Origin of the sequence: Lactobacillus sp. W8172, from assembly GCF_016102055.1 — a bacterium.
Taxonomy (GTDB): Bacteria; Bacillota; Bacilli; order Lactobacillales; family Lactobacillaceae; genus Lactobacillus; species Lactobacillus apis_A.
The window spans coordinates 108,869-127,339 of record NZ_JACFPG010000002.1; the positions used below are offsets into that span (position 1 = coordinate 108,869).

The 18,471-nt window shown below is 35.6% G+C and carries 16 protein-coding genes and 1 riboswitch; of the genes, 4 read left to right on the forward strand and 12 right to left on the reverse strand.

Translation table 11 applies throughout. The annotated features are described in order from the left end of the window. Positions 1–56 precede the first annotated feature (56 nt). The 3 genes from H3R21_RS04080 to H3R21_RS04090 form a co-directional block, all read right to left on the reverse strand. Complete coding sequence (locus tag H3R21_RS04080) at positions 57–1,676, reverse strand: CTP synthase (protein ID WP_198183197.1); 1,620 nt, start codon at positions 1,674–1,676, stop codon at positions 57–59. Positions 1,677–1,794: 118 nt separating this feature from the next. Beyond that, entirely contained in the window at positions 1,795–2,340 is a 546-nt protein-coding gene (gene rpoE, locus H3R21_RS04085; RefSeq protein ID WP_198183199.1) for a DNA-directed RNA polymerase subunit delta, read from the reverse strand. Between the two features lie 46 nt (positions 2,341–2,386). After that, positions 2,387–2,791 carry a DUF1934 domain-containing protein gene (locus H3R21_RS04090; RefSeq protein WP_198183201.1) on the reverse strand — a complete coding sequence of 135 codons (405 nt, stop codon included), beginning with the start codon at positions 2,789–2,791 and terminating at the stop codon, positions 2,387–2,389. Positions 2,792–3,259: 468 nt separating this feature from the next. Here H3R21_RS04090 and H3R21_RS04095 point away from each other — a divergent pair, with 468 nt between their 5' ends. Then, a complete protein-coding gene (locus H3R21_RS04095; RefSeq protein WP_198183203.1) occupies positions 3,260–3,496 on the forward strand; it encodes a hypothetical protein in 237 nt (78 codons plus the stop codon). 296 nt (positions 3,497–3,792) lie between these two features. Here H3R21_RS04095 and H3R21_RS04100 read toward each other — a convergent pair whose 3' ends face one another. Continuing rightward, positions 3,793–4,623, reverse strand: coding sequence for a helix-turn-helix domain-containing protein (locus H3R21_RS04100; protein ID WP_198183205.1), 831 nt, complete (start codon positions 4,621–4,623; stop codon positions 3,793–3,795). Between the two features lie 190 nt (positions 4,624–4,813). On the opposite strand from H3R21_RS04100, the gene H3R21_RS04105 reads away from it, so the two are divergent. Further along, complete coding sequence (locus H3R21_RS04105; protein WP_198183207.1) at positions 4,814–6,181, forward strand: HD domain-containing protein; 1,368 nt, start codon at positions 4,814–4,816, stop codon at positions 6,179–6,181. Between the two features lie 65 nt (positions 6,182–6,246). On the opposite strand, the gene H3R21_RS04110 is transcribed toward H3R21_RS04105, so the two are convergent. The 3 genes from H3R21_RS04110 to H3R21_RS04120 form a co-directional block, all read right to left on the reverse strand. Further along, positions 6,247–7,839 carry an ABC transporter ATP-binding protein gene (locus H3R21_RS04110; protein ID WP_198183209.1) on the reverse strand — a complete coding sequence of 531 codons (1,593 nt, stop codon included), beginning with the start codon at positions 7,837–7,839 and terminating at the stop codon, positions 6,247–6,249. After that, entirely contained in the window at positions 7,839–9,428 is a 1,590-nt protein-coding gene (locus tag H3R21_RS04115; protein WP_198183211.1) for an ABC transporter ATP-binding protein, read from the reverse strand. The genes H3R21_RS04110 and H3R21_RS04115 overlap by 1 nt, the downstream gene beginning before the upstream one ends. A 188-nt stretch (positions 9,429–9,616) precedes the next feature. Next, positions 9,617–10,588, reverse strand: coding sequence for a ribose-phosphate diphosphokinase (locus tag H3R21_RS04120; protein ID WP_046307695.1), 972 nt, complete (start codon positions 10,586–10,588; stop codon positions 9,617–9,619). 326 nt (positions 10,589–10,914) lie between these two features. Continuing rightward, positions 10,915–11,013, forward strand: a riboswitch (purine riboswitch). 74 nt (positions 11,014–11,087) lie between these two features. On the opposite strand from H3R21_RS04120, the gene H3R21_RS04125 reads away from it, so the two are divergent. Together H3R21_RS04125 and H3R21_RS04130 are read left to right on the forward strand one after the other, a co-directional pair. Further along, entirely contained in the window at positions 11,088–12,476 is a 1,389-nt protein-coding gene (locus H3R21_RS04125; protein ID WP_198183213.1) for a glycoside hydrolase family 1 protein, read from the forward strand. Between the two features lie 15 nt (positions 12,477–12,491). Beyond that, positions 12,492–13,778, forward strand: a complete 1,287-nt coding sequence (locus H3R21_RS04130; protein ID WP_198183215.1) for a PTS sugar transporter subunit IIC — start codon at positions 12,492–12,494, stop codon at positions 13,776–13,778. A 164-nt stretch (positions 13,779–13,942) separates the two neighbouring features. Here H3R21_RS04130 and H3R21_RS04135 read toward each other — a convergent pair whose 3' ends face one another. From H3R21_RS04135 to H3R21_RS04155, 5 genes are all read right to left on the reverse strand, one after another. Then, positions 13,943–14,122 (reverse strand): isochorismatase family protein, encoded by a 180-nt coding sequence (locus tag H3R21_RS04135; RefSeq protein WP_198183217.1) that lies wholly within the window; start codon positions 14,120–14,122, stop codon positions 13,943–13,945. After that, positions 14,122–14,415: an isochorismatase family protein gene (locus H3R21_RS04140; protein WP_198183219.1), complete on the reverse strand. Its 294-nt coding sequence runs from the start codon at positions 14,413–14,415 to the stop codon at positions 14,122–14,124. The genes H3R21_RS04135 and H3R21_RS04140 overlap by 1 nt, the downstream gene beginning before the upstream one ends. Before the next feature lie 100 nt (positions 14,416–14,515). After that, positions 14,516–15,565 carry a MupG family TIM beta-alpha barrel fold protein gene (locus H3R21_RS04145; protein ID WP_198183221.1) on the reverse strand — a complete coding sequence of 350 codons (1,050 nt, stop codon included), beginning with the start codon at positions 15,563–15,565 and terminating at the stop codon, positions 14,516–14,518. Between the two features lie 117 nt (positions 15,566–15,682). Further along, on the reverse strand, positions 15,683–16,783 hold the full coding sequence (locus H3R21_RS04150; protein WP_198183223.1) for a DUF871 domain-containing protein: 1,101 nt from the start codon (positions 16,781–16,783) through the stop codon (positions 15,683–15,685). A 26-nt stretch (positions 16,784–16,809) separates the two neighbouring features. Then, positions 16,810–18,165: a PTS sugar transporter subunit IIC gene (locus tag H3R21_RS04155; RefSeq protein WP_074425821.1), complete on the reverse strand. Its 1,356-nt coding sequence runs from the start codon at positions 18,163–18,165 to the stop codon at positions 16,810–16,812. Positions 18,166–18,471: the final 306 nt, after the last annotated feature.

The window sequence follows — 18,471 nt, forward strand, 5'->3', positions numbered from 1 at the left end:
GACCTTCGTCTTCCCTGCTTAAAAATAAAGATTTTTGTATTATTCAATTTCACTCTTTATAGTTTTTCTTCCTCTAAACCAGAAGCAGCACCGATAAAGGCCTTATATAGTCCTTCTGGTCTTTGTGGTCTACTCAAAAATTCAGGGTGATATTGTGCAGCAATGAAAAACTTGTTCTTTGTAAGTTCGATTACTTCGACTAAATGGTTATCTGGTGAGACACCTGCAAAGGTCATTCCAGCCTTTTCAAATGCTTCACGGTATTCATTGTTAAATTCGTAGCGATGACGGTGACGTTCTTGAATAACATCTTGATTGTCATAAGCAGCTGCGGTCTTAGTACCAGGCTTTAATGCTGCTGGATAAAGACCTAAACGTAAAGTACCACCAATGTTTTCTTCATCACGTTTGTCAGCCATAATATCGATCACATTGTGCTTAGTGTTAGGATCAGCTTCAGCAGTATTTGCATCTTTATATCCTAAAACGTCACGTGCAAATTCAATAGTTGCCATTTGCATACCCAAACATACTCCAAGGAATGGAATATCATTTTCACGGGCATATTTAATTGCAGTAATCATGCCTTCAAAACCGCGGGAACCAAATCCTCCGGGAACAATCAAGCCATCGGAACCTTTCATGAAGTCTGCAATATTGTCTTCGGTTATATCTTCTGCTTGTACCTTGTTAATTTCAACATCAGTATTATAAGAATAACCAGCATGCTTAAGTGCATCAGTAACAGAAATATAAGCATCTTCAAGTTCAACATATTTACCAACTAAAGTAATCTTGGTCTTGTACTTTAAGTTCTTAACCCTTTCGTCAAGGCGGGTCCATTCAGCCATATCAGCTTCAGCTTTTGGACTCTTTATATGTAAAAAGTCACAAACTTTTTGATCCATACCTTGTTCTTGGAAGGCTAATGGTAAGTCGAAAAGTGATGGCGCATCAATTGATTCAATAATTCGATCAACTGGAACATCAGTAAAGTTAGAAATCTTATCCTTATGTTCTTGGTTGATTGGCATTTCTGCACGTAAAACTAGCATATTTGGTTGAATACCGATGTTGCGCAATTCAGCAACAGAATGCTGGGTTGGCTTAGTTTTCATTTCTTTAGCAGCGTGTAAGTATGGTACTAAAGTACAGTGAATGTACATCACATTTTCTTCACCGACTTCACGACGCATTTGTCTAATTGCTTCCATAAAAGGAGTAGATTCAATGTCGCCAACAGTACCACCGATTTCAGAAATAACCACATCAGAGTCAGTGGTTAAGCCTGCACGCATGATTTTTTGCTTAATCATATCCGTAATATGAGGAATAACTTGGACAGTAGCACCATGATAATCACCACGACGTTCTTTTTCCAAAACTTCTTTGTAAATTTTACCAGTAGTTACATTTGAGTATTTACTGGTACGCACATCTACAATTCGCTCGTAGTGGCCTAAATCAAGGTCTGCTTCTGTTCCATCATCAGTTACAAAAACCTCACCGTGTTGATATGGGTTCATTGTACCTGGGTCAATGTTGATATATGGATCAAACTTTTGCATGGTTACTTTCAAACCACGATTTTTTAATAACCGACCAAGACTTGAAGCAGTAATTCCCTTGCCTAGTGAAGAAACAACGCCGCCCGTAACGAAAATATATTTTGTCATTAGCCAAACTCCTTTTTGCAAAAAATAAAAATAAAAAAGCTCCCAAAAAGGGAGCATAAACGCACATAAGGGTGCCCAATTAAAATACTATCTATTTTGCGTCATTAAGTCAAGAGAATTATTCATCATCTTCGTCATCATCTAATTCTGACAATTGACCTTCAATGCCATCTGGCAAATCTTCATCATCGTCATCATCAGTGTCAACGAAATCTTCATCTTCGACAAAGTCATCTGCTTCATCGTCAGCTGTCGCATCTAAATCTTCATCTTCTGGATCGTCATTATCGTAGTCAATAATGTCGTCGCTTCCAGTAGCACTTGCTAAGAAAGCATTAACTTTCTTGTGATGTGCACGACTGTCATCTTCGTCCTCATCTTCTGGATGGTTAACTTCTTCGTCAACTGATTCATAAGGAAACCATGAACGTAAAGCCCAAACATTTTCACCCATTGAAATGAATTCACCGTTGGTATTCAAGTCCGTGTAAAATTGGGGTAAACGTTCCCTAATTTCCTCGTCACTCTCTCCCAAGTACTTTTGTACGGCATTAACAATATCGGCAAAACCCATTCTTTTATTGTTATCTTCCAATATTGCACGAGCAACTTCAATCATTGATAGTTCATTGCGATTTTTATTTTTAAAGTCGTTTAATCCCACAATTGTATTCCTCTCTTTTAACAATCCTTTTTATTTTACTAGGCGCTCAAGTAAAAATCAACGTAACTGTGTAACTTCCTACTAAGTATAGTCCACTAAAGAGGTCATATTCAATCTGAAGTTGCTTTGAACCGTCAATTTTAGGGAAAAATTTAATTAATTTAGTGGAACTCTTCAGGTCCATTTGGTAGCCAGATGCAACATAACGGCAGTCCTTTTTTTGTCCAACCGTAAAATGAAGTTGCGAATAATCATCGTTAGTATTACCACGCTTGATGATTACATCATTTTCTTTAATTAGCAGCTTAACTGGAACTTTGTCATCTTCTAAGTAAGAAACCCTAGTTACGTCTCCATTTTCGATTAGTTCACCCTGCCCAGTTTTATGGAAAGTCTCACTTTCCATTTCTTGAACAATTTTACTAGTAAAATCAATTTTTACTTTAGTCATATATTTGATTCTTTGCAATAAAAAAGCTAACCATCAAGATTAGCAATAACTCTTAATATCCTTCTTAATTTTAGCAGAAAACATTATAAAACAAATTATTTTTTTATACCAGTAATTACTCCAATTCCTTTTTCGGTGGTATTACCAGCTTAATCCCACCTATTGTGATTAAGCTTGAGCAAAAGACAATAATAAATTTTCCACTGGCACAATCAAGAATTATACCTGAAACCATTGATGAAACTAGGTCATCAATATTTCTGATTATGGTCAACACTCGCCCATAAATGAGCAAAATTTGATAAAATATAACTATATTGATAGTAGTACATAATAAGATTGCAACCAATTAAAAGATGAATTGTGATAATCCTAACTATCATTGGAACTTAAGAAAACCAATTAAAAATTGACCTTTTAAGAGTCCACTATTTTTTACCAGCTCAAAATGTAGGAGATTTACTAAACATGTCAAACTCAAAACAATACAGCTTAGAAATTGACAACGAGAAGCAAACTATTCAAGGCGTTTTTATACCCGACAAGACTATGTTCCAGCAAATTAGAGGAGTAGTTCAAGCTACACATTTAGATGGATGGGAACCATCTTCTGATGATATTGAGAAATTGAAGGCTAATGCAATGAACCCTGACCCCAAAGAGCTAGCACGAATCAAAGCTATCTGGGAACAGAGGAGTAAGTAGAAACTCGTCAACTTGGAATTGGTTTGAAGTTTAAAAATAGATTTGACTTCAAAAAGAGAGAATAAAGAATAGCTAGCCCAAGTTTTATACTTGGCTAGCTATTTTTTACTTTAATTTATACTATATTACTTTACTAAAGCATACTATTAATATGCAACGATAATAATTACAGGTTTAAATAATGATATTGACATTTTTTATCTCCTATATAAATAAATTATATTTCCTTCGTCTATAGTCATACTAACTCGTTACAACCTATTTACAATACTATTTTCATATTCGAAAAAATGCTTTTATTTTTCCATTCTATCCACATTTACTTCATAACCAGATATATTTAGGACTTTTTTTATTTGAATAGCTTCGTCTCGATTACCAATAATTATATCTCCGTAGTATTTTCCCAAAATTTTGGTGAATGCCAATTCAATGACGTTGGGAAGTTCTTTTAAATAATTTAACGGCTCTTCACATAAACTAATTTTATTTTTCTGTAAGCAAATATCAACATAATTAACCATCAGAACACTCAGTGCTATTAAGATATTCTTTTCTAGCTTTGTAGTGTCTTGATATCTCCTAATAATGCTCTTTATTAAGAACGTTGATTCGTCTATACTATATAATTCCATTGTATTGCTAAGCAACACAATTCTTAAATATCCATTTTCATCAATGTCTTTTTGAAACACAATTTTCTTAATTTCATTTTTTTCTTTGTTTGTTAACTTTTCAAATGAATCATCACTATGTGTTTCAGAAATGACTTTTGCCTGCAAAATAAGCGATTTTATCAAACTCGTTTGTGGCTCTATTTTTTCTAACTGATTTATTATGTCAGAAATTTGAATATCATTATCTTCATTTGCCGCCTTAATAAGATTATTTACCAAAGCATTAAGTTTTTTAGTATTAATTTTTTTCTGTTCTGTTTCAGAAAAAAACTCCTGAAAACTAACCCCATGTTTTTCAAGAATTTGAATCAACTCTTCTGCCCCGATATCATGAAAGCCACGCTCAACCTTTGAATAAAACGAAACAGAAATTACATCTGCGGCCATCTCCTTTTGGGTTAGACCTAAATCATGACGTAACTTTTTTAATTTACTCCCAATTCGATTCATAATTATCATCCCTTTTATTCCATATAAAATATTATGATCACTAATCAGAAAAACATTCAAAAATATTATTTATTTTTAACAAATTGATCCTTTTGAATATTCAAAGTGCCCTATAAATTGCAAATTTGCTATAATCAAGTAAATAATCAATTTTTAATCTTACATTATAAACTAACTTCGAGGAATATTTATGCCAAAATTTCAAAGTAAAAAATTAACTAAAGAAGTTGTTTTACGTGATCCTGTTCATGACTACATTCACATTGAAGATCAAGTCATATTGGACATTTTAAAAACAGAAGAATTCCAAAGAATGCGCCGTATCAAACAACTCGGGCCTCTTTCATATGTTTTCCCTGGAGCAACTCATACCCGTTTTGAACACAATCTAGGTGTGTACGAACTGACTAGAAAAATCTGTAATATTTTCGCAGAAAAGTACCCATCTCATAATTCGGGGGATGGTCTGTGGGATGACAATAACCGCTTATTAGTTGAATGTGCCGGTTTACTCCACGATATCGGACATGGACCGTACTCACATACTTTTGAGCATCTATTTGGTACAAACCACGAAAAGATTGGCCAAAAGATTATTACTGACCCTAATACAGAAATTAACCATGTTTTGCGCGAAGTTGCGCCAAACTTTCCTGAATTAGTGGCCAGCGTTATTGACAAAACTTATCCTAATCCTCAAGTCGTTAAAATGATATCCAGTCAGGCTGATGCTGACCGAATGGATTATCTTAAACGTGATGCGTACTTCACCGGCGTTACATACGGCGATTTTGATTTGTCGCGAATTTTGCAAGAAATAAGACCTTATCAAGGTGGCATTTGCTTCACAATGGCCGGAATGCATGCCGTTGAGGACTATATCGTTTCGCGCTATCAAATGTATCAGCAAGTATACTTTCACCGCGTAGGCCGTTCAATGGAAGTTATTTTGCAGCATTTACTTGAACGAGCAAAAGCCGTTTATGAGCAAGGCACCCTGCAAGTCACACCAAGTTTAGCCAAATTTTTAGCTGGCGACTGGACGCTCAATGACTACCTTGAATTAGACGATGGAGTCATGGAAACCAACTTCTCCATGTGGACAAAGGCAAGCGACCCAATTTTAGCTGATTTAGCAAATTGCTATTTGTATCGAAAGCCATTAGCAAGTATTTGCATCGATGACGAAACTAAGAGCTTATTACCTAAATTAAAGGACCTAATTAAGCAAGCTGGGTTTGATCCGCTCTATTATACAGATACCAATTCTGCTTTTGATGAACCTTATGATGCGTATAAGCCAAGCGGAAAAAACGCCAATAGTCAAATTGAAATCATGCAAGCTGACGGTCAGCTAATTGAGCTGTCACAGTTAAGTCCGTTAGTTCGTGCACTTAACGGGACGATTCAAGGCGATGAACGGTTCTTCTTCCCTAAAATCATGATGTCCAATAGCGATGAACCACAAATTTTTGACCCGCTTTACCAACAATTTCAACGTTATGTCAAAAATGGCAAACTGCGCTATTTGCGAAAACCAAAAACTAATAAAAAATAAAAAGACCGAATTCTGATTGAATTCGATCTTTTTTGTTTGGGGAATTTTTTAGGTTATACGTTTACTTATTTTGTTGTATTTTTAACTATATGAATTTCACGGTCAAATAACTGCTTCATTTGTTCATTAAAGTTATGAGCTATAAAGATTACCGTTGCAGAGGTTGCAGTTACTTCACGCAAAATTTCCATCGTAGCTTGTTGATCAATCGCACTAGTTCCCTCATCAATTAGAATCAATTCACTGTGATGAACTAATGCACGTACTAAAACAATTTTTTGCCTTTGTCCGCCAGAAATATTTAACTTATTCAAATCGATTTGCTGATTCAGTCCTTGGTCAAACTTAGCAATATCTCCATCAAGCTGAACTTTTTCTACAAGCGAAGGTAAAGCATTTTTTAGTTTGTCAGCAAACATCGTCATATTGTCAGCGATACTTGCTGGAAAGAGAACAGGATCTTGAGGGATATAACCAATTTTCTCCATATCAGGATTAATTGGCGCGCCATTTTTATTCTTGAAAACAATTTTTCCCGTAGTCGGCTTAAGCTGTTCTAGAATAAGTTTAAATAAAGTTGATTTACCTGCACCTGAATCCCCAGTTAATAGTATTTTTTCGCCTGCTTTAATATCAATATCAGGGAATTTTAGACTCTCACCATTTGGAAATTGTAGGCTAAGGTCACGAACACTCAGTTCCGCAGGTACTGAGACTTGTTCTAGTTTAGGCTGTTCAACACTTTCAGTTTCCTCAGCAATTTTTTTATTTAAAGATTGGGCACCCTTCATCTGGCCGTATGAATTAACGATTTCTTCAACGCCCATTCTTAGATAATATTGACAGTTTCCAACACCGATAATAACACCAAAAGCAACTAGTTTTTGCTGAAATAAGTAGCCAGCTAATAAAAATAAGATTGTTGAAAAGCAAACTGAAATTAACCCATTAACAATAGACAGCAGTTGCATGACCCCATTTTGTTTAACATTTGCATCCTCCAAGTCTTTGGCTGCCTTATCTGTTATCGCAAATAATTTTTCACCGGCAAAATAGCGTTGTATTTCTTCTAAGCCACTAAGCCACTTGTCTAAGCAATCCAAATACTTTTGATTACTTTCAGAAATGTGAGTTGTTGCCTGCTGTAACGGTTTTTCAAGCAATTTAGGCACAGCTAACGAAATAATCACCATCAAAGTGACCGCTAGAAGTAAACTCCAGTGTAATGAAATTAATAACGCAACAACAGACACGATAATTGCTACACCACCGAGCAAATTGAAAAAGGGTTCTAAGTAATTTTCTTGGCTTTGAACTAAGTCATTAGTTAATCCATTCTGGACCTGGGCTACAGGGTGCTCCTTTTGATCTTTATAAAAATGGTCAATTGTTTTTTGACGAATAGCAGCTTTATATTGTTCCTCTTGTTTAGATTGAAGGTAACGTAGCAGTCCTTGCAATAAATAATCGATCAGGATGAATACAAAACTGGCAAGAACCATAACCATGAAAGTTCTAAAATTACCTTGCTGAATTGCTGTAGTTTCAATGATTACAATTAATGAGTTAACAATCATAAGTGCATAAAAGCTAATTAGCACTACCATTATCACTACAAAGCGTAATGGGTTTTGCTTAAAAAAACCTTTAATAGTCATTACTTGACCTCCTTTTTCTTTGCTTTTAAGCAGATTTGATAATCAAATTTTTCCATTAAATCAGGACTAAAATTATGTGCAATTAGCAAGACTGTTTTATCTGTTTGCAACAGTTCACTAATGATTTTATTAGTTGTCTTGCTATCAACTGCACTTGTTGCCTCATCCAATAAAAGAAATGGTTTGTCATGTATTTCAGCCCTTGCTAAAACAACTTTCTGTCTTTGCCCCCCAGATAAGTTTCCTTGATCTAAATCAACATTAGTGTCAATTTGTTGTGGAAAGTTTGCTATGTCTGAAGCCAGCTGTACATTTTGAACGGCTCCACTTAATCTAGAACTTAGTTTTTGGTTAAACATCGTAATATTATTAGCAACCGTATCTGGGAAAAGCGTAGCGTCTTGAGCCACATAACCTAATTCAGCTTGCTTAGGTAGCAATTTGTTACCAGCTTGATCAATAAAATAGACCTCACCGTTTTGGGGCTCAATTTTACCCAACAGAACCTTGAAAAGTGTTGACTTTCCAGTGCCAGAATCACCTGTTAGTAGAACTTTATCGCCTTGATTAATAGTGAAATCGGGATAAGTGATTATTTCACCATTTTGATATTGAACCTCTAGGTTGCGACATTTTAAACCATATACTGCAGCCTTAGGCTTTCTTTCAGGTAACGGCTGAATGAGTTTAGTAACATCAGCACGCAATTCCTTTGTTGAACGAATTTGGGTAATTGCACTAATGATTTCCCATAAGCCATTAAAAATAGTTGAAGCAAAACTACCAGCGATGGCCCAGTCACCCAGAGATATTATATGTCTGAAAAATAGTAGACCAGCCCAGAGACCTGTTCCCACTTGACCGATTGAGTTGCCCACGCCATTAATTGCAATTGCAATAGACTTCATTTTATTACTATTTACATTGGCATCTGTAAGTTTCTGATTATCTTGACCAAGCGCTTTGGCTAAACGGCCACCAGCACCATAACGTCGTAATTCTCCTAGACCAGAAAACCAGTTCTCAATTGTATTTAAAAATTGCGCATTCTTCTGAGCTGCTTTAGCAGTTGAACTGGACAATTTTTTGGTCATGATTTGAGGTAAGCAAAGAACAATAATCGTTACTACGGTCACAATCAAAATTAATGACCAATGCAATGTTAATAGTGTTCCTATTGCCATAATGATGCTTAATAAATTAATCCAGATTTTTATCCATGGTGTCGCATAATCGTCGGACAAAACTTTGAGATTATTTCCCAATTGATTCTGCATATCTGCAACCTTAGTTGGTTCGGCGGCATAATAGTGTTTCATTATTTTGGCGCGAATTTCGTGCAAATATTCTTGAATCTGCTTGTTAAACAAAAATGTTCCTAGTGGTAGTAGAAGAATAGTAAAAATTGAAATGATAAGTTCTAAAACTATCCAAAAAGCAAACCCGCTCCAGTTTCCATTACTAAGATCATTAGTTATGTATTTGAAAAAATATGTTGTTGCAGTACCACTTAATGCATAAGCCAAGAAAACTAATAAAATTAAAATTGTTCTTGGTATGCTAGTCTTTAATAATTGCTTTAGTGTCAATGGTCTCAAGCCTCCTTAATCCATATTTCTTATTAAAGTCTAATTTTATTTTAAATTCAATATGATTCAATTAAGTGGTCATTTTTTCCAACTAAGTGACACATATTTTATTAGTAAGATAATTTAGTACATAGAAAAACCCTGAAATCAGTTTGGTTTCAGGGTTTTATTACGTGTCATTTTAAATTTTAATGCTTATCTTTTTCATATCTGGTATTAAACAAAGGACTAAGTGGTTCATTCTTTTGAATACACTTAATTGCATCCCCAATTAACGGTCCCACTGAAACAAGTGAAGTCTTATCCAACTTCTTCTCTGCAGGCTGGTTAATTGAATCTGTTAATACCAAGCTTTTAATCGGAGAATCATTTAAACGTTTAATGGCTGGACCAGATAAAACAGCATGTGTAGCACTGGCATAAACTTCAGTTGCACCCGCATCAATCAATGCTTGTGCAGCTAATGTGATAGTTCCAGCAGTGTCGATCATATCATCAATAATGATTGCTCGCTTACCTTTAACGTCACCAATGATGTTCATTACCTCGGCAACATTAGCACGTGGTCGACGCTTATCAACAATCGCAATTGAAGTGCCTAGGAATTCTGCAAGCTTTCTAGCACGAGTAACACCACCATGATCTGGTGAAACTACAACTGCATCCTTTTCCAGATTATTTCTTAAGAAGTAATCTGCAAGTAATGGTGCACCCATTAAATTATCTACAGGTATATCGAAGAAGCCTTGAATTTGAGGTGCATGTAAATCTAGTGATAATAGTCTAGTGGCACCTGCTTCTTGCAACATATCAGCAACTAATTTGGCTGTAATTGGTTCACGTGGACGAGTCTTGCGATCCTGACGAGCATAGCCATAATATGGAATTACAATATTTATCGTCTGTGCACTTGCGCGGCGAACAGCATCAATCATAATCAACAATTCCATCAAATTATCATTGACTGGTACGCTCGTTGATTGAATTAAATATACGTCCTTACCACGAACAGATTCGTCTATATTAATTTGAATTTCCCCATCGCTAAAGCGTTGTACACTGGATTCACTAAGTGGAATCCCAACGCGGTCCGCAATTTTTTGTGCTAGCGGTAAATTCGAATTGAGGGCAAACAACATCATATTGTCTTTATAAGACATAATTTCCTCCGTATTAAAATGTTAACAACTTATTATTTTACCAAAAGTTGTCCGAAAAAGCTTTTTCCTATACTATTATTCAACTTTAGCGAACGACATTCAAGCCCCGAATGCTAGAATGTGAGGAAATTGCCCAAGTTTTAAGTAAATGTATATTTACTTAATTAAAAAGTTCTTTTTTATACATTGTGATTGGAGTGATTGGAAAATTTTTTCATTTCGCGCTTGCTATGTAATTTTCCTTTCATAACTTACTTTGTATAGTAAAAATCTTTTTTCTAGGTAAGAAAGCCATTTGAAGAAACTTTTTTACTTTGCTAGAATTCAAAATGTAAATAAATATTATCTGTATATTGCCGAGATATGGTCGGCAGTTTCTACACGTTAACCGTAAATTACGTACTATAGATAAAGATAGCAATCACGTTGGTGCTTTTTGGTCTTTTTCTATGTATTACTAGAAAAAGACCTTTTTTGTTTTTTTATGAAAGGAATAGATATGATTAAAAATTTCTTGTGGGGTGGCGCAACCGCATCTTATCAGTGTGAAGGTGCTTGGAACGTCGACGACAAGGCTGAATCCATGTGGGATCATTATTTGCATGAAAATAATTTAGAAAACGGTGATATTGCAAGCGATCATTATCATGATTTTGAAGAAGATATCAAAATGATGAAAGATGGTGGTCAAAACGCATACCGTTTTTCTTTGTCTTGGCCGAGAATTATTAAAAACCGTGAAGGTGATATTAATCCTAAGGGGATTGAGTTTTATAACAGATTGATCAATTGCTGCCTTGAAAATGGAATAACTCCCTTTATCACACTTTATCATTGGGACTTACCTCAATATTGGCAGGAAATTGGTGGCTGGCTTAATCTTGACACTAGTCGTGCCTTTGCACATTATGCTGAAGTCTGCTTTAAATCCTTTGGTGATCGAGTTAAATTTTGGACTACCTTTAATGAGCCAAAGTGGTTTACCGTTAACGGCTATTTAATTGGCAATTATCCACCTGCTGAACACAACCTTCAACACACAATGCTTTGTGGTTTTAACGTGATGTACGCTAATGCCTTGGCTATTCAAAAATTTCGTCAAGGAAACTTTCCAGGAAAAATAGGCATCGTTCACAGTTACTCGCCAATTGATGGTGTAGATGAAACCATCGAAACTAAAGTGGCTATGCGTAATGCTGATAATTATGCAAATAATTGGATTTTGGATACAGCTGCGCTTGGCCAATTTCCAATCGATTTAGTAGCTAAACTTGGTGAAACTAATGATATATCTTTTATGAAGCCTGAACTCTTAAAAACAATCTCTGAAAATACAGTTGATTTTTTGGGCTTAAATTATTACGCACGTACACTTGTAAAACCATATACGTCTGGAGAAACCAAAATGGTGTTTAACCATTCTGGTAAAAAAGGCTCAACACAAATGAGGATAAAAAATTGGTTTGAGCAAGTGATGGATCCTAATAGTGAATATACAGAATGGGACACTGAAATATATCCTAAAGGACTAGAAGATGGATTAGTTCGTGCGTATGAAAAATATCACTTGCCAATTTTCGTAACTGAAAACGGTGTTGGAGTTCATGAAAATATTGATATGAATCAGGTTAAGGACGATTATCGCATTTCTTTTATGAATGATCATATAAATGCGCTGATGAATGCACAAGATAAGGGAGCTGACATCAGAGGTTATTTTACTTGGTCTCCATTTGATCTTTATTCATGGATGAATGGTGTTGAAAAGCGCTACGGCTTGGTAGCAATAGACTTTGCAACATTAAAACGTAAACCGAAGGCTTCATACTTTTGGTACAAGGAAGTTATAGATTCAAATGGCAAATTAATTAAACGTAAAAAGTACTAAAGTAGGAGATTGAACATGGAAACCAATAAAATTACCTCTTGGATGGATAAATACATTACACCATTTGCTAATAAAATGGCTAATCAACGTCATTTAGCCGCTATCAGAGACACCTTTATGACTCTGCTACCTATTACATTATTCGGCTCTATTTTTGTTATTATCGGGGCTGCACCCCCTGTTACTTCACATAGCAACGGTTTTCTAATAGCTTGGGCTCATTTTGCACAAAATAATGCTTTAATTCTCAGTTGGCTAAGCTCTGTTTCGATGAGTGCAATGTCTGTTTTTATTTGTGTCGGTATTACTTATTTTTTATGTCAACATTACAATGAAAATCCTCTTTCACCCATCATGTTTTCACTAGCCGGCTTTTTCATGCTAGTTTTTGACCCTAAAAAACTGGGCTTCACTGGTAATATTGCAGATATCAGTTACTGGGATGGCCGAGGTATTATTATTGCTATTTTAATTGCTATTCTTACAACAGAGTCATATCATGCGATGCGGAAGCACAACTTTGGGCGAATAAAAATGCCGAAGGGTGTCCCATCAGCATTATCAGAAAGTTTTGCTTCATTCGTACCAGCATTAGTAATTCTTGCAGTAGATGCAATTATTTTTGTGATTTGCCAAGCTAATCACACTACAGCAGTTAAAGCAATTTATAACTTCCTATCACCAAGTTTTAAAGTTGCTGACAGTTTACCAGCAACAATTTTCTTAACTATTTTAGTTCAGCTATTTTGGTTTTTTGGTATTCATGATGCTGCACTTGCAGGTATACTTGGGCCAATTCGTGATGGTAATCTTTCTATTAATGCCAGCGCCAAATTAGCGGGTAAAGCACTCCCTAGAATTTTTACTACTCCATTTTGGGTTTATTTTGTAATTATTGGTGGTTGTGGCTCCGTATTAGCTTTGGCGATTATAATGTCATTTTCAAAGTCTAAACAATTAAAAACGGTTGGACGCGTTGGTCTAATTCCGGCACTATTCGGAATTTCCGAACCTATGATATTTGGTACACCATTAATGCTTAACCCAATCTTTTTCATTCCTTTCGTTTTCACATCTGTAGTCAACGCTATTTTAAGTTACTTATCAATGTCATTCGGATTAGTAAAGAAGACCTTTGCAATTCTTTCATGGCAAATGCCTGCACCAATTGGAGCATTTTTATCAACAATGGACTGGCGTGCTCCAATCTTAGTCGTGGCATTAATTATTATTGATGGTTTGATGTATTATCCATTCATGAAAGTATACGAAAAAAGTTTATTAGCTGAAGAAGAGAGCTAACAAACTTTTAACAAATCCAACAATGAACGGAAAATAAAACAAATTGCTTTAATCTTAGGACTAATTCTGATAAAAAATCATAATTAGTCCTTTTGATTTATCTTGATTTTTTAATAGTAAAAACCACGGAGATACTTTTTCAGTATATCCGCGGTTCACATAAATTATTGAACTAATAAAAATTCATCCGTTGTTAACCGATGAGCACCTAATTTAGTTAGTAAGTGATTATAATGATTAGTCACTGGTTTAATAGAAGAATCATATCCGTCTGAAATTAATGTAACTGAGTAGTCGCGACTCAATGCACTCTTTACTGTTGCCTGAACACAGGTATGATTCATTAACCCTCCACCACAACATTTTTAGGATTAAGATCATGTACCTTCTGAGCAAAGTTTGTTTGTGTAAATGGACTTGGTTCGTTCTTAGTGAAAACTGGTGCCGAGCTCTCGACCTTCAGCTTAGAAGAAAAGTCACCAAGGTTTTCCTGCTTAACGTAAATAACTGGATCATTATTTTCCTCAAACTTTTTAATGACACGGTTAATCCGTTCAAGCAACTTTTTCTTCTTGCTCGAAAAGTCCATCGCTTGTTCCTGAACATCAACTACTAACAATAAATTATCGGCTGACATAATTATCCTCTCAACTAAAAATATTTCTTTGAAACCGTTTTTATTATAACGCTATATTGTTGATATTCAACCTAAACTTTATTACTCGCTGTAAGATAAATTACTCATCCGATGTAAAGAGTAGCTTTTTACCCGCTTCTATTTGATTTAATAATGGCAAATCTTCCTGTATCACCTGCGCTAAAATGTTAACCCGTTTATCAGCTGGCAAATCACATTTTGTGATTTGTAACTCACCTTGATAGCGCATATATAAGCTATTATCACAGGTAATCGTTCCTTTAGGACGTGCCAGAACTTCGCTATTAGGAGTTGTTCCAAAAAGCTGCCGTTCACGTCCTTCAGCTAAACGAATAACTTTTTCTGCACAATCCCTTCGATTGTGCCATTCGCAACTAAATAGTTCTGGTACATCTTTGTTTATTCGCAACGTAATTGCATTCTCTTTAATGTAGTTTTTAAAGCTTCGCAGCGATGCCTGAGATAAGTCTGCATCACCGATAAAAACATGATCACAGCCAAACTCTTTCAATTCAAGCATCGCTGCCAATGGATTTTCTTTTCGTTGCTGTTCTACTGTCGGCAAGCCCTCATTAATTGGTCCTCGCTTTTTTGCATCTCCCGCAACAAAAGCCATCGTCTGCAAGTTCATTTCATGCAGCCAAGCATTTTTGGCAGCTAACCAATTTGTGGATAAACCAGTCTCTGGCCGTGGATAATAATTATGCCAAGCTTGTAAATGGGTAAAGTCAGCACAATAACTTCGCAATGCAGTAACATCATCTTTTTCAATCGTGCTTGCATTTAGTGCTATCGGCATCTCTTTTGATAACTTTGCAATTGTGCTGTAATCAACTCCTGAATCTATTCTTAACCCTGTTAAATGCAACTTTTTAACCTGATCAATATCGGTAATTGCTACATCTAATTTCTCTAAGTCAGCCTTAGAAACATCCGCAATTAAATCTATATCCAGATTACTACACCACTTAGTTAATTCCCCCAAGCGCTTTAAAACTAGTTTATCATCATCTTCAGGAATATTTAGAGAAGTAAAAATTGTCGTTAAACCAGCATTACGCATTGCCAATAAGTAGTTATAATCAGCGGCTGTTAGGTCATGATCCAGATAAATTGAAAATCCAAGCATTTTTCTCTTTCCTTCACTAAAAACTGTTATTTCTATTATACTATTTTTTGAAAGCGATATCAAAATAAAAAGGCTATAGGTTTTACCTATAGCCTTTTCTTTTGCAGAAAACTAGTTTTAGTTATTTTCTTCAAGTACAAATGTACTCCATGGTTCCACTAGATCAAGTAAATCAAGATCATCCTCTCTCAAGTGGCCAACCAGATTACGCCTACCATCATTTTTAAATGGAGTTAAAACAATTTGTAACTCGCCCTTATAGCGAGGATACTTGTCATTTACAACTACAACATCGCCAAAATCAAAGGTAGACTTTTCATTATTATGAGCAGGAATGTCCTCATCGGAATAAACCACACGTGGCATTGTGTCACGTAATAAGTATTCAGAAGCGTCACCACGGTATAGATGTTTATCTTTTAAACAAATTGTTTGTTCAATTGGTAGAACACCTTCTTCAAAATCAATTCCTAAAACTGGAAATGGACTATTGAAGGCTTCAGCAGCTGCGGCAAGTTCTTCCTCACTAGCAAACGCATTACCAATGATAATGTCATCAATCATTTTGCTTAAGCGTAAGTGTGTCACTTGGCTAGCAATGTTTCTTTGACGATCACTTTCCATTGTTGGTAAGCCTTCATGAACAGGCCATGGACCAAATTGCGCATTCTTTGAAGAAATAAATGCAGCGGTGTGTAAACCATACTCACGATATTTAAGTGAATATTCCATAAAAATGTCTTCACTCAAACCAGTATATTCCTGTGGATAGAAATTATGACACCCAATTAAGTTATCAGGCTCTGGATCATAAGACATAATGCTATCAAGGTAATTCGTACCACGACTCATATTAAGCTCAATCTTTAATCCGTATGGATTATGAGTCATTGCTGCTTCTTCCATCCCGCTGAAGCCTTCGTCTAAGCGCAGGCCCCAAACGCCTAAGTCATGGAAAAAGACTAAATTATTGTAGTCAATGTTTAATTCCTTGAATAAGCCTGGATTAATATCAACAACAGTCGTAAAGCCTAGCTTATTTGCATAAGCAACATCTTTTTTCAACTTAGCTAATAAATCTTCACCATCATCGTTCTTTAACTGCAATAGCGATGTAAAAATGCGCTTATAACCATATTTATGAGCCAAATCCATATACTTTTGATCTTGTTCAAAAGTACTTTGCTCTGGATAAAGTGATATACCTAATTGCTTCATAATTTTTATTACTCCTTAAACTAGGACTATTCTGCTTCAGGTTTCATATTGTTAGCAGCGATAACGAATGGTACATAGATAAAGAAACCTATAACCATGTTAACAGCCTGTAACACAATTGAACGCCAATCCATTGTTCCTAAAAATGCGTTGAGGAATGGTGGCATTGCCCAAGTTATTTGTGCTCTAACTGGGTTAACCAAGCCAAACTTCAAAGCAGCATATGAAATTGAAACCATAACTAATGGTGCAAGAACAAATGGAATGAAGTAGATTGGATTCAAAACAACAGGCATACCAAACATTACAGGTTCGTTAATGTTGAAGATACCAGGAACTAATGAAACTTTTGCAACAGCACGTTGATCTTCACGTTTTGAGAAAATCAAGATTGCTAATAGCAATAGTAAGGTGGAACCTGCACCACCAATCCAAACATAAAGATCAAAATCTGTTCTTGTCCACATGTAAGGTAATGTTTTACCGTTGTGGTAGGCATTAACGTTAGCAATCAACGCAGTAGTCCAGATGCTTTCGGTAACAGGTGCAAGGACGTTGGTACCGTGAATACCGAAGAACCAGAATAATTGAACCAAGAAAGTAATCAATAGTACTGACCAGTAACCTTGACTGACTTTCATCAAAGGCTCTTGAATTGTCTTTGAGATAAAGTCAATAACAGTTGTGTTGTTGAGTTGGAATAGATAGTTAATAATACCAACAACATATAAACCTGCAACAGCAGGAATAATACCAGTAAATGCGTTAGAAACTGCTGGTGGAACACTAGCAGGCATCTTGATTGTAATATGTTTCTTCATCAACATGATGTACACGGCAATAGCAATACCGCCCATAATCATTACTGTGAAGAAACCGTAAGCACCAAAGTACTTGTTAAAGTTGAAGTAACCCCATGCACTAACGTTTTTACCAGCTACAGCTGCACCAGCGTCAGTGATAGCTTTAACATCTCCCTTTGTTAAAGCAGCTTTTAAATCAAGTGAGAAGCTCTGTGGCAGTCCCATGATAAAAGTACCTAAGGTAACTAAACCACCAGCAATTGGTTCAACTTTGTATTGAACACACATTTGGTAACCAAATGTAAATGCAAATAGCAAACCTAGAACAGCTGTTGTACCTGTCCAGACTAAAGCATTAATGGCAATTAGCCATTGCATTGAGTTTACAAAGCCAGTCCAGCCGAATTGATTTGGTAGATCTCTTACTAACGCATTAATAACATTAGCTACAGAACCTGCCATAATCAATGGCATGATAGAAATGAAAGCATCACGCAAGGCTACAAGCCAGCGAACCGAACCTATCTTTGCTGCAACGGGAACGACATGCTTATTTAACCAGTTAATTAAAGCATTCATTTTAATTTCCTCCTACTATTTTTAACTACACTTGTATTATACCATATTAAATGAAATCGCTTTAGAAAAAGTGAAAAAAGCTCATTAAATAATAGTATTTTAATAGGAATAGCGTATAGTTTTATCTGGTATAACACTACAGTCTAGCTTTTAAAACTAGACTACTAGCGAAGAAATAAAAATAAATAACACTCTTTTAGTCTGATATGTAGCTAGCTTAATTAAAATCAATTACACTAAAAGGTGAATTTGCATCGTAAGCAAAAAAATGCCACCAATTACTTGGTGGCATTTGATATAAATGCA